The following is a 19,745-nucleotide window of genomic DNA, read 5'->3' as shown; positions in this document are numbered from 1 at the left end:
AGGAACGAACAAGATATGAGCGTTATTAAGGTATTTAGGAGCTACATGGAGGAGCACCACCCACATCTAGCATGGAAAGATTGGAAAGTAGATGTTAGGGTCTCATCGGCAGATGATTTAAAGAACGAGGAGCTTAAGGCTAGTATTCCAAATGAATTTAAGGGGGAATTAACATGTTGGGTATTCTTCTATGATGGCGGTGAATCGAATGTTGTTTTCTTGTTACAGGATAAACAGGGATTGCAGGATTTAGGAATTGGTTTATTGAAAGGTGGTGAACTTATTAAGCCTATATGCTTTCTGTAAAGCCACTGGCAGATAAGTATACAGGACAACTTAATATGATAAAAGGTCGGAGAGGTTTGCTCTTAAAGAGTTATCGTCTCTTTTTTCGTGCGTAATTTTACTGATAAGGAGGTGAGCACATGTCACCGATTGATTTATTTAAGGCAGGAGTGGTATTTGGATTATCTATTTATGCACTTGCTAAAAAGGGCTTTAGTGAGGATAAATTGCGAGCTTAATAGATTCTGAGAGCAAGAGATTAAAAGAATGAAAAAAGGTGATTATATTGCCATATTTTTTATTAGGAACTGTTGTAGGGATTGTTGTCTGTGTGATAACAGAGCGTACTCAAAGATAATCGGAGGCTAAGAATATGAAAAGAATTCAAAGTAAAATGGAGTTATTGGCATTAAAACAAGAATTTCATGAGGACTTTATGCAGTATCTAGAGGAGGAATTTTACGGTCTATATGAATATCTAAACAATGGTGAAAATATAGAAGAATTTACGCTTCCTTTTTGTCAGGCGGTGATGGTATTAGAAGCAGAAAAAGAATTAGTTGAACTAACTAGAAACCAAATAGAACTAGAATTTATGGAGAAAGTTTGTTTGAAAAGCATAATAGTATTACGAATTGGTATAAGGCAATCAGATGATATTCAGCTTTGCTACGCTATCATAAATGATTAAAGGATATAAAGATTTTGAAAATATTAAAATATTTTTTCATTTCCCCCACTTTTGTATTAAAATATAATTAGTAAATTTATCCTATAAAGGAAGGGTTTTATGTCAGATAATCAATTAACAGAGAGTAAAGTGGGTAAATTGTTGGATTGGGCTTATGAAAAGTCTATAAATGGAATACCAGGAACGGATACAGCTTATGAATTAGCCGAGAATTTTATGGCGAAACACGATTCCACAGATAATGCTATTAACAGTCTAGTTCGCTGGCAGAATACTAAATCCGTAACGAGTGGATTTTTAACAGGTTTAGGGGGATTGATTACTTTACCAGTAGCGATACCAGCCAATATAGCTTCTGTCACTTATGTACAAATGAGAATGATTGCAGCGATTGCACATATGAGAGGATATGATTTAAAAGATGACCAAGTAAAAACATTCGTCTTTGTATGTTTAACAGGTCAGTCAGCCTCAGATATTTTAAAACAGGCTGGAATTAAAGCAGGAACTGCACTTACCAAACAAGCTATCAAGAAAATACCCGGGGAAATTATTAAATCAATAAATAAAGCAGTTGGTTTTAGACTAGTCACTAAGTTCGGAGAAAAAGGTGTTGTTAACCTTGGTAAAGCTGTACCTCTAATAGGTGGTTTTATTGGAGGAACTGTAGATGGAATTGGGACAAATATTATTGGGAAAACAGCTAAGAAAGTATTTATTTAAATTTGAAAGCAATAATTATTAGATAATTTAAGGATGAGTTTACGATGTTAGACGTTTATGATGAGCAAAATTCGCAACTGGCGATGTCTTTTAGTGTATCTGTCTATGGATATAAATAACCAAATCTATTAATTATTTTTACTATTTTTAAAGTCGATAATTTCTCTAATATCTTCAATGTCAAAGGCTTCAGCAATTCTTTCAATATGACCGAAATTGATATTTTGACGTTTTTCATTTGCAAGTTCACTTAGCGTAGCATGACGGATATCTGTTAGTCGTGATAATTCACGAATAGAAATATTGTGCTTTTCAGTTAGTTCTTTTATTTTAACGGTCAATTTCTTTTGCATAGCAATTATCCTTTATGGGTTATTTGTCTATTGACTATACGTATAAACGTACCATATTATTAGGATATAATTGGTACTTGAATGCGTACCAAGTGTGTTGGAAATCATCATCAGAATAATAGATATTTAATAAGTTTATAGGGGGAACAGAATGATTGAAATACAATCCGTTAAACAGTTAGAAGCTGTTGTAATAGGCGGAGTAAAATATATCTTTGAACAATTTGAACAAGAGAGAATAGTATGCCATCCCATTGGACAAGTTACTTTCTTACCATCAAGACCCGAATTTGTTCCACAGGGATTTAGAAAAGGGATTGCATTGGGATGGATGCTCTTGTATTCGCTTGATGGTCAATCTTGGACATATAATTTCAAGGCTATCTTAAAAGAAGCGATACAGTCAGATGGACATTTTTATATTAGTGACTGGAAGTTAAACGTTATTATGAGCGTCGAATATTACATGATAGATGAAGTTACAGATTTACTAACTACTACATTTGATGACCTAACATTAATAGAGAAATTCCGTTGGAAGGAAACGAAGTTAGGAGAGGTAGCATCATTTCATATCAGTGAATATTTTGCTAGATAATAGGTGCAGTATCGGCTATAAACAATTTTCAAAATGAATCAATATAGTGGAGGGCTTAGGTTGGAAGTCTTTGGATTAATTGCAGGTCTCATTATTGCGTGGATATTTGTAAGGAATGTTGGTGGAGGAATTATTACCTTCTTCATTGCATGGACAATAGCTACCTTCTTATCTGTTATTGCGCTTGCCTTATTCGGCTTCTTATTTGGATTAGCCTTATTTGTGGGCATAATAATAGCATTTATTTTTATGGTAAAGAAAATTATAGTGGGATAAACTACATGAGGAATTGTATATGAAAAAATTCTGGTTAGCTTTGTTGATTATTTTATGCCTGTTAATGGTTGCCTTTATCGGAACTTTTGGGATTGTAATATTAAGAGTCGCAATAATGATTATATTTAGCCCAATAACATGGGTGATTTTAATTATCCTGTACTTTATCAGGAAGAAACAAAGAAGGTAGTACAGAAATAACAACTAAGATGAGAATGGCTGATAGAAGCTATTCTCTTTTTTATTTAGGTACTTAAAATGAAAGGAGAGAGGGATATGCCTTATTTTGTATTGGGTACATTAGTTGGGATAGTTACTAGTTTAGCGTCAGATGTTTCTCAGAGAAGATGAAGGAATTATAGAAAATTGAAAAAAATTCTCTTATATTGTAAAATGGAAACATATGTTTGTTTCGTGTTTTATATTATATCGTAAGAGGGTGTATTAATGGGGATAAATGAAACTAACTTAAAAAGGATTACAGAAAAGGATATTCAACTTCAAAAGAAATTGACAGATGCTAGAAAGAAAAGGGATTTAAAAGCCGATAAGATACTAAAACTTTCAGGTAAGAGAAGTATAACGAAAATGGACATTCAAAAAATAGGTCAATATAATAAAGAATTACTAAAACAAGATAAAGATATTACATCGCTTGTTGAACAAATACGTAAAAATACTGAAAGTATGAACAGGTATAAAGGTCGGCTAGCAAAAGAGCAGGAAAAGCAATTTAAAACCATGCTAAAATCAATGGAATCACAAGCGAATACAAATTTAGAGTATTTAAACAGTTATTCTGAGATGTCGGAAAAATTAAATGAACTTTCATTAGATATTAAGCATTCAGTTAAGGATAAAGAAATAATAGAGTTTGATGTATTCCTATCACATTCTAGCCTCGATAAAGATATTTTTGTTTCGGAGTTATCGGAGAATCTTAGTAATAAAGGATTGAAAGTTTTTGAAGATGTCAAGGTATTTAAAATAGGACAGAGTCAAACGGATATGATGAATATGGGGATATTAAATTCGAGGTTTGTTGTAATTTTCTTATCCAAAAACTTTATTGATAGCGGTTGGTCGCAATATGAATTTAAAAGCTTTTTAAATAGAGAAATCAATGAGAAAAGAGTCATTATTCTTCCAATTTGGCATGAAGTTTCTGTAGATGATGTTAGACAATACAATCCTTATATAGTCGACAAATATGCGTTTAATACAAGTAAGCAGACATTAGACGAAATGGTGAATCAAATTCATCAAGTTGTATTAGATTCATTAGATTAATAAAAAACCTCATTTAAATACATTACGGTGAACCGTATCACAAATAGTGGTAAAGCAAAGAGTTGAAGTTGTGCTTGATAAAGAGTGGCTAGAAAAAATCATTAAACATATTTAAATTACTTTTTGGAAGTGCACATGAAAAAAAACGCTCCTGTTGAAAGCAAATATTAAAAAGAATTACCAATTCTATTTGAATGGTAATTCTTTTTTATAAATATTTATTTATTCTTTTTATCTCTTTCTTGCATTTTTCTAACATTATCTGAGTGGTAAGGAGAACCATCAACTTCATTAACTACACTAAATGGATTACCGTCCAAGTCAAAGAAATCAAAAAATTTCATTCCACCAAAATCATCGATTTCAGTAGTAACTATGCCATTATTTTTAAAATGTTGATGTGCAGATTCAATATCATCAACGACAAAATTAAAATAGGAATTCTTCTGGTCACCCTCGGTAATAAACTCAGTGGGTTGCGGGGATTTAACTTTTACTAAGGATAATTGTGTTGACCCAGTTGGTAAATAAAAGCCAGCACCATCTCCCCAACTATCGATTATCTTTACACCAAGAAACTTTACATACCAATCTGTAGATTTTTCAATGTCTGTAACTGGAATAAATATACTACCTACTTTAAACATAATATTCCTCCTTGAAATGAAATTCTTACTTATAACGAATATAATAGTGTAAAAGTTACACTTACATAAATAAATTTAAATAAAAAGGTGGAAAAAATGGTTTTTGAGAATTTAGAGTTCCCCCTCTGTTAGGATAGATGTCGTAGGGAACTTTAGTGTATAGTTTAAATCATACACGGAGGTTGATCGACATGAAAAGTAATAATGGTAAACGTTATACAAAGGAAGAGAAAGCATCAATTATTAAGAGAATGATGCCCCCCACTAATGAATCGGTTGGCCAATTAAGTGAAGAGTTGGGCATTACTGAACCCACGCTTTACAAGTGGAGAAAAGAGGCTAGATCATCTGGAAACCCCACACCCGGAGATGGACAAAGTTCTGAACACTGGAGCAGTGAAGATAAGTTTCTCATAGTTATGGAAACATACTCAATGAATGGTGCGGAGCTAGCGGAGTATTGTCGAAAAAAGGGACTTTATAAAGAACAGATTGACGCATGGCGAGATTCATGCCTTAATGCAAATGGGCGAGAATCTAGTCAAACAAAGCAGTTAAATCAAGAATTAAAAGAGGAGAAAAAGCGAGGAAAGGCATTAGAGAAAGATTTGCGTAAAAAAGAAAAAGCATTGGCAGAAGCTGCAGCCTTATTACTATTAAGAAAAAAGGCCCAAGCGATCTGGGGGGACCAAGAGGACGAATGATCAGCCCGTCAGATCGCGCACTAGCAGTAGAACTCATCCAAGAAGCAAACCAAAATGGTGCGCGATTAGCCCCGGCGTGTAAAGAATTGAACATTAGCGTTCGCACCTATGAACGCTGGATTTCAGAAGGTGGAATCAAGGAGGATCAACGCCCTATTGCGTTACGTCCAGAGCCAAAAAATAAATTAACGATAGAGGAAAAACAAGAGATACTGGAGGTTGTTAAAAAAGAGGAATTTGTAGACCTACCGCCTACTCAAATCGTGCCAAAATTAGCAGATCAATGCATTTATATCGCCTCCGAATCTAGCTTTTATAGAGTTCTTCGTGAGCATAAAATGCAAAATCATCGGGGAAGAAGCAAAAAGCCCGAGGGTAGATTACCAGAAAGTCATTTAGCAGTAGCCCCAAACCAGGTATGGACATGGGATATAACGTGGTTAAAAGGGCCGGTGAAAGGCTTGTTTTATCGACTCTACTTAATTATCGATATTTTTAGTAGAAAAATCGTAGGTTGGGAGATTTGGGAGTCAGAGGAGGCAAAACACGCTGAAGATTTAATGAAGAAGACGATTATTAGTGAAAAAATCCAAGGTAAACCACTCGTTTTACATTCCGATAATGGCAGTCCCATGAAAGCCGCAACATTTCAGGTATTACTTGAAAAATTAGGGATCCAAAGCTCTTATTCAAGACCAAGAGTAAGTAATGACAATCCCTATTCTGAAGCAATGTTTCGGACTCTGAAATATCGACCTGAATTCCCGTACAGAGGCTTTGAAACACTTGAGGCTGCACGTGAATGGGCATTAAGATTTGTGAATTGGTATAACTGTATACATTTACACAGTGGTATAAATTTTGTGACGCCAGAACAATGCCACACAGGTGCGCATATTGGGATACTGAAAAAGCGCAAAGAAGTTTATGAACTAGCGAAACAAAAGCATCCAGAACGTTGGACGCGCTCAACTAGAGACTGGAGTGCACATGATTCAGTGGCTTTAAACCCAATAAAGGACAAGATAGAAAAGGATGGAACAAAATAGCCCCACTGCGACTGAGCTTGAACTACCCATTCCCTTCTCATCAAAGAACAGAATGAATTCTGTTCTTTGATGAGAAGGCCACCAAGCAAAGCGCGGTAGTTACCCTTACGTTCTTACACTAGTAAACAAGTTAAATGCGACAACTATCTTGACAAACACCGAGTTTGAGATTAAGAAACTTTATAAATATTGCCTAAAGTTGTCAGGGTCACCTTGGATAGCCGAGGATCTAGTACAAGAAACGATGCTAAAGGTTTATAGATTAAAAAAGACAGAACCGAATAGAGAGTTCAACTTCTCTTTTCTATGTACTGTGGCTAAAAATCTTTTTATTGACGAAAAAAGAAAAAGTAAAGAAATAATACATTTTAAAGAGGAATTTTATGGAGAAGTATATGATTCAATAGAACACTTTAGTTTAATTGAAATTTTACTTACCACTTTGCCATTGAAACAGTCTATGCTTATTACCTTGAAAGATGTATTTGGCTACACTTCAAAAGAAATAGCGTCAATGTTAAGGGTGAGTAATGAATCTATTAAAACAGCACTTCATCGCTCTAGAAAGAAACTAAAGTTTAAAAACAGTAATATAGATTTGGAAGTCCTAACCCCTAATCACGAAATTATTTTAGCACTCACTAAAGCAATACGGGAGTCTAAGCCGATGCAAATATTTTATTTTTATCGACTATTAGAGTCGAAAAATTTTCAGGTAAGAAGAAGTTCTTTGCATTCCGTATTCCATGTTGTAGACCCGGACGGAAATATTTTAGAAATAATATCCTAGTTAACATAAACTATATTCACACCAACACAACATACTATAGGTTTTATAAAAATATAGAACTGAACAGTAATGTTTCACAAATAGGGTAAGCAGAAAGTTAAAGTTTTTCTTGAGTTGTTATTACTAGTCAGCAACACAAACAGGGTATAGAATCGCGTAGGTTCTATACCCTGTTTAATTGTTGATATGCACAAATATGCAAAAGGAATCGGTTTAAACGATAAAGTCTTGCACGAAAGACAATTATTTATATGAAATAAGTGGCTAAAAAAAACCGATTAATATTTCTACTTTATTGGTTGGCAACACAAATTTCCTTTATCTTCTTCAAGAGCGGATTTTAAACTGCTTAGAACACCAGCCCAAGCCATTTTATGCCATTCAATTGCATCTTTCCAGTTTTTGTCGTCTTTAAACCCAAAATGTTCTACAACAACTCTTGTGGAGTCAGACTTTACTGATTCGAATTTTACTTTGACAGTAGTTAATTCATTTTCATTATTCATAATAGATTCAAATTGGTCTGGGGCTTTCCAAGTGAATTGCAATTCTTTTTCTTCAACCATTTTAATTATATTGCACCCTTTTGTATTCATTGCAGTTTTATTCCCTGGAATAAAGTAAAGTTCATATGCTCCGCCTTCTCTTGCCTCAATCACAGTTTCAGGTGCGAACCATTCGGAAACTCGTTCAGAGATTGTCCAAGCATACCAAACTAAATTTAAAGATGCATTAATTGTAACCTCATTAGTAATTGCTCCATCGTTTGTAGTTATTGTCAAAATAAATCCCCCTTTTACAATTATTCACAATAATATAATAGCATTTGAGAAAGGTGGAATAAAGAATATTCTAATAAATAAGGGGTTAGTAGCCTCTTCATCATCTGTCGTTACATGGCAAAAACCCTATCTGAGAATTATTCGGATAGGGCTTATGTCCTATATTCATAGTACTTATATTCCACTAATTATTAGAAAATCCGTTTTTACAATAGGCAAGCCCCTAAATATCTGAGTTGTTCCAGTAGTGACATAATTCATACCAGTAAATTCCTAAATTTGACCACTAAATGGCAGGTGTGAATTTAATTAAAATAGGCAACGTTACAATGCCTTTTTGCCTCTTTAATGACTATGGGGAACCGTATTACAAATAGTGGTAAAGCAGAGAGTGGAAGTAACTCTGGCTAAAGATTTCTTAAAGAGGCTAATTTAAATTGAAGGAGACCGTTGGTTATTTAAACGGTCTCCTTTTGGTTTTCTTATACTTGTACTTCACTCATAAATGCATGAGTATTATCTTCTGTATCTTTAAAAAATACCATCCATGTTTCTGTTTGTCCCATTTTCGCTACAACATGTGGTTCATCAATAAAGATAACTTCTTTACCTACTAAGCGCTCATAAGTATCTTTAATATTAGTTACTTGAAAATAAATAACTGAACTTGAATGAGCGAATTCATCTTTTTCTGGTAGTGATAACATTAGTCGCAACCCATCACATTCAAAGAAAGCCATACTATCAGTGTTAAATAAAAGGGAGAGACCTAATTTCTCTTTGTAAAAATCTAATGCCCTATTCAAGTCTTTGACAGGTACACCAATCTGTCCAACCTTTTGAACCATTTTTGTTTCCATAATACAATTCTCCTTTCTAATATCTATTCAAGATAAGCATAAATAATTTCCTCTAATTTTTCTTATCCAATATCACCTTTTTTCGATATTCTATAGGAGATATACCAACATGCTGTTTAAACATTTTACTAAAGGACACAGGGTTTTGAAATCCAAGTTCAAAGGTTATATCAGTCATATTTTTATCTACTTTTGATAATAGTTGCTTTGCTTTTTGTATTCTAAATTCTGAAATATGCTGATGGGGTGTTCTACCGTATATTTGATAGTAAGTTCTTAATAAATGGTTAGGTGATAAACAGGCAACTCTAGCAACTTCATTTAGTTTTATAGGTTGATTAAAATATGATCTAATATAATCATGTGCAATAATTACCCTTCTATATAATTCTTCACGAGTAGAATTACGTATTGCATGTAATGATTCAATTTCTTTATATGTATTAAAGTGTTCATTTAAAATAGAATACATTATCTTATGAAATTGTTCCTCATAACCAACGGAATCAATATCAAGACTAGGTAATATCTGCATGAAATTTTCCAGTTGAGAAGATAAAATACTATTTTTATGATAGGTTTTTTCAAAAAAGCCAATAGAACTTGTATCCTTAAACGGATCGCTTAGAAGACGATCATTTGTTTCTTTTAAGGAATGAAGGACTTCTTCTGCAAACCCATCTTTAAAGAAAAGACAAAAGGATTCTACAACTTTAGGTTCATCAATTGAAATTGTGTATGCACCTTTATTGAGGAGTAGGTATCTACTCTCTTCAACAGCAAAAAAGCCTTTGTTAGTTTTATAATGGGCTTTACCATTAAAGAATGTTTTAATGGACAGTTGACCATTTCCTTCCCAGTAAAACTGTTCACTTTTTGCATGCAATACGAAATTGTTAGATTCATTTTTTGTCATAAAACAAACTCCATAACTTATTTTTCCATAGTATTATTATACATAATAATAGAATTTTAAGTATGTTCATATATGTTACCAATGAATTTGGATGAACCGTACCACAAATAGTGGTAAAGCAGAGAGTAGAAGTTGTACTTGATAAAGAGTGGTTAAACAAACTAAAGATATAAATCCCATGATAATATTTAGAGAATACTTTTTTTCTTATTAAACCCAACCTCCCCCTCTGTTAGGATAGATGTCGTAGGGAACTTTAGTGTATAGTTTAAATCATACACGGAGGTTGATCGACATGAAAAGTAATAATGGTAAACGTTATACAAAGGAAGAGAAAGCATCAATTATTAAGAGAATGATGCCCCCCACTAATGAATCGGTTGGCCAATTAAGTGAAGAGTTGGGCATTACTGAACCCACGCTTTACAAGTGGAGAAAAGAGGCTAGATCATCTGGAAACCCCACACCCGGAGATGGACAAAGTTCTGAACACTGGAGCAGTGAAGATAAGTTTCTCATAGTTATGGAAACATACTCAATGAATGGTGCGGAGCTAGCGGAGTATTGTCGAAAAAAGGGACTTTATAAAGAACAGATTGACGCATGGCGAGATTCATGCCTTAATGCAAATGGGCGAGAATCTAGTCAAACAAAGCAGTTAAATCAAGAATTAAAAGAGGAGAAAAAGCGAGGAAAGGCATTAGAGAAAGATTTGCGTAAAAAAGAAAAAGCATTGGCAGAAGCTGCAGCCTTATTACTATTAAGAAAAAAGGCCCAAGCGATCTGGGGGGACCAAGAGGACGAATGATCAGCCCGTCAGATCGCGCACTAGCAGTAGAACTCATCCAAGAAGCAAACCAAAATGGTGCGCGATTAGCCCCGGCGTGTAAAGAATTGAACATTAGCGTTCGCACCTATGAACGCTGGATTTCAGAAGGTGGAATCAAGGAGGATCAACGCCCTATTGCGTTACGTCCAGAGCCAAAAAATAAATTAACGATAGAGGAAAAACAAGAGATACTGGAGGTTGTTAAAAAAGAGGAATTTGTAGACCTACCGCCTACTCAAATCGTGCCAAAATTAGCAGATCAATGCATTTATATCGCCTCCGAATCTAGCTTTTATAGAGTTCTTCGTGAGCATAAAATGCAAAATCATCGGGGAAGAAGCAAAAAGCCCGAGGGTAGATTACCAGAAAGTCATTTAGCAGTAGCCCCAAACCAGGTATGGACATGGGATATAACGTGGTTAAAAGGGCCGGTGAAAGGCTTGTTTTATCGACTCTACTTAATTATCGATATTTTTAGTAGAAAAATCGTAGGTTGGGAGATTTGGGAGTCAGAGGAGGCAAAACACGCTGAAGATTTAATGAAGAAGACGATTATTAGTGAAAAAATCCAAGGTAAACCACTCGTTTTACATTCCGATAATGGCAGTCCCATGAAAGCCGCAACATTTCAGGTATTACTTGAAAAATTAGGGATCCAAAGCTCTTATTCAAGACCAAGAGTAAGTAATGACAATCCCTATTCTGAAGCAATGTTTCGGACTCTGAAATATCGACCTGAATTCCCGTACAGAGGCTTTGAAACACTTGAGGCTGCACGTGAATGGGCATTAAGATTTGTGAATTGGTATAACTGTATACATTTACACAGTGGTATAAATTTTGTGACGCCAGAACAATGCCACACAGGTGCGCATATTGGGATACTGAAAAAGCGCAAAGAAGTTTATGAACTAGCGAAACAAAAGCATCCAGAACGTTGGACGCGCTCAACTAGAGACTGGAGTGCACATGATTCAGTGGCTTTAAACCCAATAAAGGACAAGATAGAAAAGGATGGAACAAAATAGCCCCACTGCGACTGAGCTTGAACTACCCATTCCCTTCTCATCAAAGAACAGAATGAATTCTGTTCTTTGATGAGAAGGCCACCAAGCAAAGCGCGGTAGTTACCCTTACGTTCTTACACTAGTAAACAAGTTAAATGCGACAACTATCTTGACAAACACCGCTATCGAAACAACAAATTCCTCTAGATATTAGACTATGATTTATTTAATCTTATACTCTAAATAAGTTTAGAGCACAAGAGAATAAAAATATTACTCATGTCTTCTTTCATGAGTTATTTTTGCATGATTAAGTGTGTTATCTGGCGAAATGTGACCATTTAAATCGCTCTCATTGATTCACAATAATTAACTCTCCTTAGTCTTTATAAGTAGCATGAGGGCTATATATTACAAGATTAGGGTAGGGGTTTATATTGCTTGAACTTATATTAGTTATGCAGAGAAAGACGATCACTCTTTGCATAATTATAATTACCTTTTAATATCTTTTAGTTATATCAAAATCTATTACCATTTGAATCAATCCTTCTATATATGTAAGCGTAAAATAATGCCCACCTAGTTTTTCAGGTGGGCATTAGTGTATTCTCTATTTAAGTTTAGCTGGAATCCGGCATTCCTCTGGAATAGTCTTTGACCACGGAAGGAACTGGTCAAGTGCTTCCTGATCATCTATATCTATTTGTGGCAGCTGTTCAAAAAGATAAGTTAAATAATTTAATGGATTTAATTGATTCTCTTTGGCCGTTTCGACAATGCTGTAGATGACCGCACTGGCAGTTGCTCCTTTCATCGATTGGGCAAATAGCCATGCTTTTCTTCCCATAACGAATGGTTTAATCGAACGTTCTGCTCTATTATTATCGAGTTCAAGTCGCCCGTCTTTCATAAAGACAATGAGTTTTGACCATTGGTTTAAACTATAATTTATGGCATCACCTAATTTGCTTTTAGGTGGAACTTGAGGGCGTTTGGATTTTAACCATGCCAAATAAGCGTCCAACACGGGTTGACTACGTTTTTGACGTTCTTCTTTTCGCTGTTCAGGGCTACAATCTTCAAATTCCTCTTCTATCTGTTTTTCAATTTTAAATAATTGTGTACAGAATTGAAGACCTTCAGCTGCGAGACTCTTAGATTTATCTACACCCGTAGGCAAAGATTTGAGCGTTTCGTCATATTTACGGCGTGCATGTGCCCAACAGCCAACTAACTCCACATCCTTCATATCATGGTAACCTCCATAACCATCGACATGAAGATAGCCCGCAAATCCTTTTAAAAATGCTTTCGGGTGTTTACTATGACGAGAAGTTTTATAGTCATATAAGATAATCGGTGAAACATCCCGACCAGATCGATACAACCACATATAGGATTTGGAAGTTGCTGCTTTACCAGGTTCCGCTAAAACTTGAACGGTTGTTTCGTCCGCGTGTAGACAGTCAAGTTGAAGTAGTAACTCATGCAAGCGATTGTATAGTGGTGAGAGCCATTTCGTTGCACCATATATTACCCAGTTGGCAATCGTTTGGCGTGATAGGAAGACACCAAGTCGTTCAAATTGTTTTTCAATTCGATACAACGGCATTCCCTCTACGTATTTTTGATTCATAATATAGGCCATTGAAGAAGGGGAAGCGAGACTTTTTGGAAAAACTGCCGCAGGTATTTTAGCTGTCACAACTGGTGTTTCGATTCCTTCACGTTCACATTGGCGACAGCTATAAATATGTTGTACATGCTCAACAACCTTTACTTGAGCAGGGATGATTTTTAATTCTCTACGTGTTTCCGTGCTCATTTCATGTACCGTTTCGCCGCAACACAAACAAACCTGCTCTTCTTCGGATAAACGATAATGGATCGTTTCCATAGGCAAGTTTTCAAGCTTCGCATCCCGTTGTCCTACATACTTCTTTCGATGATAAGTAATCGTTTCAAGTGTAGGCTCTTCCACTTTTACATCCGCTGTCATTTCAGCTTCATTAAAAAGAGGTAGTTCGATCTGATCCGGGTTGGTTTTTTCACTAGATGCCCCGAATTTCTTTTGTTGGCTTAGTCGGAATTGTTCTTCCAACCATTTGATTTTTGCCTCTAGGACTTCTTTTTGTTTTTCTAAATCCGCATTTTTCGCTGCGAGTTCTTCAATTGTATCTTGTAGTTCATTCGTAGTTTTTCCCATAAAAATAGAATACCATAAAGAGAGGTGACATAGTTGGTCAATTCTCTCTAAATGATAACTTTTGCACTCATTTTTGGATGAGCTTGTTTTTGTTCAAGTGGAAGTCCATCCAGCAACCAGTTGAATTGACGAGGACTGATCGATAGCGGCTTAGTAGTTTGTCCATCTGGCCATTGAAAAACGCCATTTTCCAGTCGGCGATAATATAACCAAAACCCATTATGATCCCAATGAAGGATCTTTAGTTTATCTCGTTTCCGATTACAGAACACAAATAGATTGGAAGAGAAAGGATCCAGTTGGAAACTCATTTGTACAATCGCTGCCAAACCATCAATGGACTTTCTCAAATCTGTTGCACCCATCGCTAAATAGACTCGTTGAATAGGTGTTTTACTTAACATTCGGGGCGTCACTGTACAGTGAGCCCCTATTAGTAGACATGTATAAATTCGGGAAAAAGTGACCATACAGATAGTAAAAGGAGCCGATAATACATGTCTACAAGTAAACGAAAAAATAACAAGTATTCACCAGAGTTGAAGTTAGAGGCAGTAGAAAGAGCAATGGCAGGAGAAAGCGTATTAATTATTGCTTCTGACTATGGAATTCCAGACCCAGATTATATCTATGTGTGGATTAATAGATATAAAACATATGGTGAAGTAGGATTGAAACGTAAAAGAAGAAAGCAACCTCAAATGGATAAAGATCAATTAATACAGGAACTAGAAATGGAGAATGAAATTTTAAAAAAGTATCTAGCAATTCTGAACGAGGAGGGAAAAAGTATAAATTCAAGGTAGTGGACGAACTAAAAAAGAAATATCCAATAGGGAAGATTTGTGCAAAACTACAAATCTCAAGAGCCGGCTACTATAAATATGAAAAAAAGAAAGAAAAAAAGAAAAGAGAATCAAAGAAAGAAAGACAGTTAAAGGAGTATATTCAATTGATTTACGAGGAACATAAAAGTAGGTATGGTTATAGAAAAATACGTGCTGTTTTAAATAACCAGTATAACATTCCCGCAAGTGAGAAAGTTGTACGCCGACTAATGCAAGAGTTAGGTTTGAAAAGCAAGGCGCGTAAATGGAAAAAAGGAACTAAACAGCATAAAGTCGCCTCAGCAGGATTTATATATGAAAATATATTACAAAGAGACTTTTCTACCAAACGAATAAATGAGAAATGGGTCACTGACGTAACCGAAATTTCCTATGGAAATGGAAAACTATATTTGTCTACAATCCTAGATTTACACAATAATAGAGTATTAGGGCATTCGATAGCTGAAATCCATGACGTTAATTTAGTAAAGGCCTCCTTACTAGACGCATTGAAAAAGAGAAAAAATAAAAACAAGAAACTAATCCTTCATTCTGATCAAGGTTTTACCTATCGTTCAACCAAGTGGCATCAATTAGTGGCAAAAAACCAACTTACGCCAAGTATGTCTAGAAAGGCCAATCCTTTTGATAATGCCTGTATTGAAAGCTTCTTCTCCTATCTAAAGACGGAATGCCTAGAAGAACTAAAGGTGGCTCATAATCAAATTGAAGCTATAAAGGTTATTAATGACTTTGTCTATTACTATAATCATAAACGAATTCAAAGTACGTTGAACTATAAGACACCTAATCAATATGTCGCGGCTAGTTAAACAGAGAGCCACAGGCTATATTTTCTCCTTGTCATCTTACAGACCACACCTCAGAATTCTGGGAGCTTGTCAAGTGCCTTCCTTGACAGGCTCCCAGGGTTCTGAGACACTTCGCCAAGATGATAAGAGAACAACAAGAAAAGGACATTACATACATTGGAAATTACTTGAACAGTTAAGATATCGGAGGATTGATACATTGACTATTTTAACAGAGCAAGAAGCTACTTCATTAATGCATTCATGTGGAATAAAATGCAGTAAAGAAAAGGTAAGACAATGGCTAGATGAGGGAATACTTAAAGGTTCAAAAGAAGCTACCGGCCAATACTTTGTAGGCGAAGATGACGTTTATAATTTCCTAGAATACTATAGGTGGGAAGGGACTGCTTTTGAAAAGGGCATAAATGAAAAGGAACAAATAGAGAGATTATTAAAAGAAAACATAGAACTGAAAGATGAGCTTGGAAAATTAAATAGAGAAATATACGAATTGGAATGTCGTCTAAGAATTAATCCATTTTAATCATAAAAATCCCCTACCTAAAAGAGCCAAGGGAAGGGATTTTCAATCTAATTATGAAGATAAAAGGGGTGATGAATTGTCACCAATGAGTACATTTCTGACCTTACTAAGAAAGTGCTCTATTGCTTAACCTAATTAGATTTATTAAACTAAACCGAATTTATATTGTCTACTTTTTAGATCTCGGTGCACTGTGACTTTGAAATGAGTGCTATAAGTCAAATTTCTGTTTCTGCACTTGGAGATTCTTTGTCTGTCTCCATGAGAAAGGATCTAGCAGCCCATTTTTCCCTTTTAGTAGCAGACGTAATGAAGTACGGTAACGAAGGGCTAAAAATTTTGATTGAACGAGGATGGATGGAGCAACCTCCACAACCCATTGATAGAAACAAATTTTATAAATCATAAATCAAATAAAAGGAGACAAACTTAATGGAACGATTATTTTTAGTCTTATCCAGCTTATTATTTACAGTATTTGTTGGTGTATTTTTTCTATTGAGATGTTTTTCAATGAAAAGACAAATTCAATACTGGTTAAGAAATACTTATTATAGGTTTCTGACAACATTAGGTAGCCCAATATAGTTTTTTTATGAAAAGAAAAGAACTTGAGGTGATACTCTGGAGTATCGCATTACCCGGATTTGGTCAAATCCTAAACCATCAAATATTTAAAGGAACCTTATTTATTTCACTCGAATTTTTAATAAATGTTCAAAGCAACTTTAATCAAGCCATAATGTATAGTTTTTTAGGAGAAATTCAGAAAGCCATTGAGGTGACAAACTATCAATGGCTTTTGTTTTATCCTTGCCTATATATGTTTGCGATTTGGGATGCGTATAAAGAGACTGGTCGTGTAACGTCTCTTTATACGTTTATGCCATTTGTTTTCTCGGCATATTTTGTCACTGTAGGATTAATGTACTCCTCAAACCTAAAGATATTCGGGGTGCTGTTTGGTCCTGTTTTTTTACCAATGTTGTTTTTGATTCCCGGAATAAGTATTGGCTTGCTTATAAAAATCTTATTAGGAAATTTGAAAGTACAAAAATAATAATCAACTGGTATAAATGAGATAGAAAACCGTTATAAAGTATCTGACAACAATCTGCTATTTATTGTTTATTCAAGAAAAGGGCGCTTTTATGAAGTAATTAAAAGCCTAAATTCTCATTAATGCTGAGAAATTAGGCTTTTTAATATTGTAATTTTCTTAACGTTGTAAATCCGCATTTTCCTGACGGGACCCCTAATTTGTATTTCTAGAAGGAGGAGAAAATTAATGAATCCAGTGATTGGTCTGGATGTATCAAAAGGAGAAAGTCAGGTTCAAGCGTTTTTAGGTAAAGGTAAACCATATCGTAAGAGCTGTAGTATTACTCATGATCTTAAGGGACTAGGATGTTTATTAGAGTTCCTTCAAGATGTAGCGAGGGCTTCTGGTGGTTATCAACCTTCGGTTGTTTTAGAATCAACTGGTCATTATCATATTCCTGTTATTCAGTTTCTAGATGAACAAAATTACGTTTATATTATCGTCAATCCTCTTATCTCGCATAGAGCCAAGAGCTCAAGCCTGCGAAAGGTAAAAACAGATGAAATTGATGCTTATCACCTTTGTGAACTGTTTTATTAAGAGGAACTAGAGCCATATAAGAAGCGTGGTGTTCAACTATTAAACCTTCGTAATCTGACAAGACAACAAGAGAGTATTGCGGAAATATCAGCTAAAACTAAGATACAGCTTCATTCTTTAATTGATCAGGTTTTTCCTGAGTATCGAGGTGTATTTGGAAGCCTATATTCGAAAGTTTCATTGCTTACTTTACTAGAGTTCCCTACTTCTAAGGCTGTATTAAGTGTGAGTGAAAAAGAGTTAACGGATAAAATATCTTCATTATGTATGAGTCGTTCGGAGTCATGGGCAAAGGAAAAGGCACAGAAGTTAAGAGCAGCAGCCATTCGTGATCCTTTTCAAAACAATCTCTACGATAGTCATATTTTTAACCTTGAAATCTTGGTTAAGATTGTTCTTCAATACCAAGAGCATCTATCCATTATTGCGGATGAAATAGATGCCCTCGCTAGTGAAATTGAAGAATATGAAATCCTTCAATCTATCCCTGGAATCGGAGAAAAAATCGCTGCAACGATTATTTCTGAAATCGGAGAGATAGATCGGTTTAATGGTGCCAAGAAGTTGCATTCGCTGGAATAGATCCTAGTGTGTACTCTTCAGGAAAGTTTACTGCATCGGTAAACCGTATAACCAAACGGGGCTCGTGTAGGCTTCGCCACGCTCTGTATATGGCTGTTCAAAGTGGTATTCGGGATTCCCGTAAAAAGAAAACGACTGATGAGGTCATTCCACGCAATAGAAGACTACGAGAGTTTTACGATAAGAAACGAGAAGAAGGAAAACCCTTTAGAGTAGCGATTATTGCATGTGTAAACAAACTTTTACTTGGATTTACGCCTTACTAAAAAGCAGAACTTCTTTCCAAGATATGGCATAGGAACTATATCTAACTAAATACAACAAAACCTTCCAGCAAGAGAATTTAGGAAGGTTATTTGGCATGAACATTTTTAGTATATCATGAGGTTAATAAACTTTTTATTGAAAAATGTTGACAAACTATTAGCTGGTTTAGTTAATCCAGTTACTTTTTATTTTATATCTACTTTATTGATTGTTTCTACGCCTATATCTAATAGGTATAAAATATCTTTTTCTAAGGATATGGCATCAAAGTCCTTTTTTGCCTTAGTTCCTAATGATCTGATTGAATCAATAATATTTTTTGCTAATAATAATCTCTTTATATTGTAATCACCACTAACAAATTTCTCGAAGTTTATTCGAAGCCTGTAACCTGCATCTTTTTCTTTTTTCTTAAATAGTTTTCTTTCTTTAAAAAAGCCTGATTCCTCATACTCAGGAGAGAGATTTACGACAATTGGAGTTATTCCAATACTTTGTAATTCACTACCATAGTTTTTATCCTTAAGGCTTTCTAGTTTAGCTTCAAATTCATTTCTAATCTCTCTAAATTGTTCGGCTACCTCCATGTCGGTCTCCCCACTTAGAAATATTTCCATTTTAGTCAACCCATTATGCTTCTAAAATATATAATTTGATTTCCAGCCTTTCATATCACTTATATTTTTTGAAAATTTAAGTGGATTTAAAAAATCCTTTTGCCTCTATCCTACCCTTAAAAGGGTTAATAAACAAAAACAGTCCAAGATACGCTTGGCTTGAATAAGATCCTGCATATAATGGACTTTTTAAAATGTATTGTTATGGAAAAAACGCATCCTTTACTTTAAGTACATTTATTCACAAACTAAAACACTGACCCATTGTACGGATGTAATAAGGAAGATTGTTTCCATAACATAAAATAATATAGATAAAAGTACCAGCAACTAACAAACTTTTGGATAAACACTCACTTGATAAAATCATATTTTATTCTTCTTTTAACCAAAATAAATACTATTTTAGCGATGGCTAAACAAATTACTTGGCATCCTA

Annotated in this window: 20 protein-coding genes and 3 pseudogenes; 15 read left to right on the top strand and 8 right to left on the bottom strand. The window is 34.8% G+C overall.

Annotated features, from left to right (window positions below; translation table 11 throughout):
- Positions 1–15 precede the first annotated feature (15 nt).
- From HHU08_RS24325 to HHU08_RS24315, 3 genes are all read left to right on the top strand, one after another.
- Positions 16–306, top strand: coding sequence for a hypothetical protein (locus HHU08_RS24325; protein ID WP_169189528.1), 291 nt, complete (start codon positions 16–18; stop codon positions 304–306).
- Positions 307–658: 352 nt separating this feature from the next.
- The gene (locus HHU08_RS24320) at positions 659–976 is read left to right on the top strand and encodes a hypothetical protein (RefSeq protein ID WP_169189527.1); all 318 of its coding nucleotides are present in this window, start codon (positions 659–661) and stop codon (positions 974–976) included.
- Between the two features lie 99 nt (positions 977–1,075).
- Entirely contained in the window at positions 1,076–1,699 is a 624-nt protein-coding gene (locus tag HHU08_RS24315) for an EcsC family protein (protein WP_169189526.1), read from the top strand.
- 128 nt (positions 1,700–1,827) lie between these two features.
- Here HHU08_RS24315 and HHU08_RS24310 read toward each other — a convergent pair whose 3' ends face one another.
- A complete protein-coding gene (locus HHU08_RS24310) occupies positions 1,828–2,052 on the bottom strand; it encodes a helix-turn-helix domain-containing protein (protein WP_169189525.1) in 225 nt (74 codons plus the stop codon).
- Between the two features lie 151 nt (positions 2,053–2,203).
- Here HHU08_RS24310 and HHU08_RS24305 point away from each other — a divergent pair, with 151 nt between their 5' ends.
- The 3 genes from HHU08_RS24305 (at position 2,204) to HHU08_RS24295 (ending at position 4,216) form a co-directional block, all read left to right on the top strand.
- On the top strand, positions 2,204–2,650 hold the full coding sequence (locus tag HHU08_RS24305) for a hypothetical protein (protein ID WP_169189524.1): 447 nt from the start codon (positions 2,204–2,206) through the stop codon (positions 2,648–2,650).
- 60 nt (positions 2,651–2,710) lie between these two features.
- Entirely contained in the window at positions 2,711–2,926 is a 216-nt protein-coding gene (locus HHU08_RS24300; RefSeq protein WP_069297348.1) for a hypothetical protein, read from the top strand.
- A 447-nt stretch (positions 2,927–3,373) separates the two neighbouring features.
- Positions 3,374–4,216 (top strand): TIR domain-containing protein, encoded by an 843-nt coding sequence (locus HHU08_RS24295; RefSeq protein WP_169189523.1) that lies wholly within the window; start codon positions 3,374–3,376, stop codon positions 4,214–4,216.
- 218 nt (positions 4,217–4,434) lie between these two features.
- Here HHU08_RS24295 and HHU08_RS24290 read toward each other — a convergent pair whose 3' ends face one another.
- The gene (locus HHU08_RS24290; protein ID WP_169189522.1) at positions 4,435–4,863 is read right to left on the bottom strand and encodes a VOC family protein; all 429 of its coding nucleotides are present in this window, start codon (positions 4,861–4,863) and stop codon (positions 4,435–4,437) included.
- A gap of 191 nt (positions 4,864–5,054) precedes the next feature.
- On the opposite strand from HHU08_RS24290, the pseudogene HHU08_RS24285 reads away from it, so the two are divergent.
- Both HHU08_RS24285 and HHU08_RS24280 read left to right on the top strand, forming a co-directional pair.
- Positions 5,055–6,616: pseudogene (locus HHU08_RS24285) on the top strand (IS3 family transposase).
- 148 nt (positions 6,617–6,764) lie between these two features.
- The gene (locus HHU08_RS24280) at positions 6,765–7,406 is read left to right on the top strand and encodes an RNA polymerase sigma factor (RefSeq protein ID WP_205835689.1); all 642 of its coding nucleotides are present in this window, start codon (positions 6,765–6,767) and stop codon (positions 7,404–7,406) included.
- 287 nt (positions 7,407–7,693) lie between these two features.
- On the opposite strand, the gene HHU08_RS24275 is transcribed toward HHU08_RS24280, so the two are convergent.
- From HHU08_RS24275 to HHU08_RS24265, 3 genes are all read right to left on the bottom strand, one after another.
- Positions 7,694–8,188 (bottom strand): SRPBCC family protein, encoded by a 495-nt coding sequence (locus HHU08_RS24275; RefSeq protein ID WP_066441992.1) that lies wholly within the window; start codon positions 8,186–8,188, stop codon positions 7,694–7,696.
- Between the two features lie 482 nt (positions 8,189–8,670).
- Positions 8,671–9,048 carry a VOC family protein gene (locus tag HHU08_RS24270; protein ID WP_066441995.1) on the bottom strand — a complete coding sequence of 126 codons (378 nt, stop codon included), beginning with the start codon at positions 9,046–9,048 and terminating at the stop codon, positions 8,671–8,673.
- Between the two features lie 52 nt (positions 9,049–9,100).
- Complete coding sequence (locus tag HHU08_RS24265; protein ID WP_169189521.1) at positions 9,101–9,964, bottom strand: helix-turn-helix transcriptional regulator; 864 nt, start codon at positions 9,962–9,964, stop codon at positions 9,101–9,103.
- Positions 9,965–10,259: 295 nt separating this feature from the next.
- Here HHU08_RS24265 and HHU08_RS24260 point away from each other — a divergent pair.
- Positions 10,260–11,821: pseudogene (locus HHU08_RS24260) on the top strand (IS3 family transposase).
- 592 nt (positions 11,822–12,413) lie between these two features.
- On the opposite strand, the gene tnpC reads toward HHU08_RS24260, so the two are convergent.
- The gene (gene tnpC, locus HHU08_RS24255) at positions 12,414–14,009 is read right to left on the bottom strand and encodes an IS66 family transposase (RefSeq protein WP_169187790.1); all 1,596 of its coding nucleotides are present in this window, start codon (positions 14,007–14,009) and stop codon (positions 12,414–12,416) included.
- A 47-nt stretch (positions 14,010–14,056) separates the two neighbouring features.
- Positions 14,057–14,413: an IS66 family insertion sequence element accessory protein TnpB gene (gene tnpB / locus HHU08_RS24250; RefSeq protein WP_016205487.1), complete on the bottom strand. Its 357-nt coding sequence runs from the start codon at positions 14,411–14,413 to the stop codon at positions 14,057–14,059.
- Positions 14,414–14,506: 93 nt separating this feature from the next.
- On the opposite strand from tnpB, the gene HHU08_RS24245 reads away from it, so the two are divergent.
- The 6 genes and pseudogenes from HHU08_RS24245 (at position 14,507) to HHU08_RS24220 (ending at position 18,720) form a co-directional block, all read left to right on the top strand.
- On the top strand, positions 14,507–14,815 hold the full coding sequence (locus tag HHU08_RS24245; protein WP_016205486.1) for a helix-turn-helix domain-containing protein: 309 nt from the start codon (positions 14,507–14,509) through the stop codon (positions 14,813–14,815).
- Positions 14,815–15,672, top strand: coding sequence for an IS3 family transposase (locus HHU08_RS24240; protein WP_016205485.1), 858 nt, complete (start codon positions 14,815–14,817; stop codon positions 15,670–15,672). The genes HHU08_RS24245 and HHU08_RS24240 overlap by 1 nt, the downstream gene beginning before the upstream one ends.
- Before the next feature lie 199 nt (positions 15,673–15,871).
- Positions 15,872–16,198: a hypothetical protein gene (locus HHU08_RS24235; RefSeq protein WP_169189520.1), complete on the top strand. Its 327-nt coding sequence runs from the start codon at positions 15,872–15,874 to the stop codon at positions 16,196–16,198.
- A gap of 204 nt (positions 16,199–16,402) precedes the next feature.
- Positions 16,403–16,606, top strand: a complete 204-nt coding sequence (locus HHU08_RS24230; RefSeq protein WP_169189519.1) for a DUF3231 family protein — start codon at positions 16,403–16,405, stop codon at positions 16,604–16,606.
- 187 nt (positions 16,607–16,793) lie between these two features.
- Positions 16,794–17,258: a hypothetical protein gene (locus tag HHU08_RS24225; RefSeq protein WP_144635751.1), complete on the top strand. Its 465-nt coding sequence runs from the start codon at positions 16,794–16,796 to the stop codon at positions 17,256–17,258.
- A gap of 228 nt (positions 17,259–17,486) precedes the next feature.
- A pseudogene (locus HHU08_RS24220) lies at positions 17,487–18,720 on the top strand (IS110 family RNA-guided transposase).
- Positions 18,721–18,874: 154 nt separating this feature from the next.
- On the opposite strand, the gene HHU08_RS24215 reads toward HHU08_RS24220, so the two are convergent.
- On the bottom strand, positions 18,875–19,306 hold the full coding sequence (locus HHU08_RS24215; protein ID WP_145585243.1) for an Imm44 family immunity protein: 432 nt from the start codon (positions 19,304–19,306) through the stop codon (positions 18,875–18,877).
- Between the last annotated feature and the right edge of the window lie 439 nt (positions 19,307–19,745).

Origin of the sequence: Niallia alba (genome assembly GCF_012933555.1) — a bacterium.
GTDB classification, from domain to species: Bacteria; Bacillota; Bacilli; order Bacillales; family Cytobacillaceae; genus Niallia; species Niallia alba.
Note: the sequence above shows the minus strand (reverse complement) of the source record. Positions and strands in the feature narration are given on the sequence as shown.

Bases quoted from the DNA above. Each gene is read 5' to 3' on its own strand.
- HHU08_RS24225 (WP_144635751.1), top strand. From the start codon at position 16,794: ATGAAAAGAAAAGAACTTGAGGTGATACTCTGGAGTATCGCATTACCC.
- HHU08_RS24230 (WP_169189519.1), top strand. From the start codon at position 16,403: ATGAGTGCTATAAGTCAAATTTCTGTTTCTGCACTTGGAGATTCTTTG.
- HHU08_RS24315 (WP_169189526.1), top strand. From the start codon at position 1,076: ATGTCAGATAATCAATTAACAGAGAGTAAAGTGGGTAAATTGTTGGAT.
- HHU08_RS24270 (WP_066441995.1), bottom strand. From the start codon at position 9,048: ATGGAAACAAAAATGGTTCAAAAGGTTGGACAGATTGGTGTACCTGTC.
- HHU08_RS24320 (WP_169189527.1), top strand. From the start codon at position 659: ATGAAAAGAATTCAAAGTAAAATGGAGTTATTGGCATTAAAACAAGAA.
- HHU08_RS24295 (WP_169189523.1), top strand. From the start codon at position 3,374: ATGGGGATAAATGAAACTAACTTAAAAAGGATTACAGAAAAGGATATT.
- HHU08_RS24290 (WP_169189522.1), bottom strand. From the start codon at position 4,863: ATGTTTAAAGTAGGTAGTATATTTATTCCAGTTACAGACATTGAAAAA.
- HHU08_RS24265 (WP_169189521.1), bottom strand. From the start codon at position 9,964: ATGACAAAAAATGAATCTAACAATTTCGTATTGCATGCAAAAAGTGAA.
- HHU08_RS24325 (WP_169189528.1), top strand. From the start codon at position 16: ATGAGCGTTATTAAGGTATTTAGGAGCTACATGGAGGAGCACCACCCA.
- HHU08_RS24305 (WP_169189524.1), top strand. From the start codon at position 2,204: ATGATTGAAATACAATCCGTTAAACAGTTAGAAGCTGTTGTAATAGGC.
- tnpB (WP_016205487.1), bottom strand. From the start codon at position 14,413: ATGTTAAGTAAAACACCTATTCAACGAGTCTATTTAGCGATGGGTGCA.
- HHU08_RS24310 (WP_169189525.1), bottom strand. From the start codon at position 2,052: ATGCAAAAGAAATTGACCGTTAAAATAAAAGAACTAACTGAAAAGCAC.
- tnpC (WP_169187790.1), bottom strand. From the start codon at position 14,009: ATGGGAAAAACTACGAATGAACTACAAGATACAATTGAAGAACTCGCA.
- HHU08_RS24245 (WP_016205486.1), top strand. From the start codon at position 14,507: ATGTCTACAAGTAAACGAAAAAATAACAAGTATTCACCAGAGTTGAAG.
- HHU08_RS24215 (WP_145585243.1), bottom strand. From the start codon at position 19,306: ATGGAAATATTTCTAAGTGGGGAGACCGACATGGAGGTAGCCGAACAA.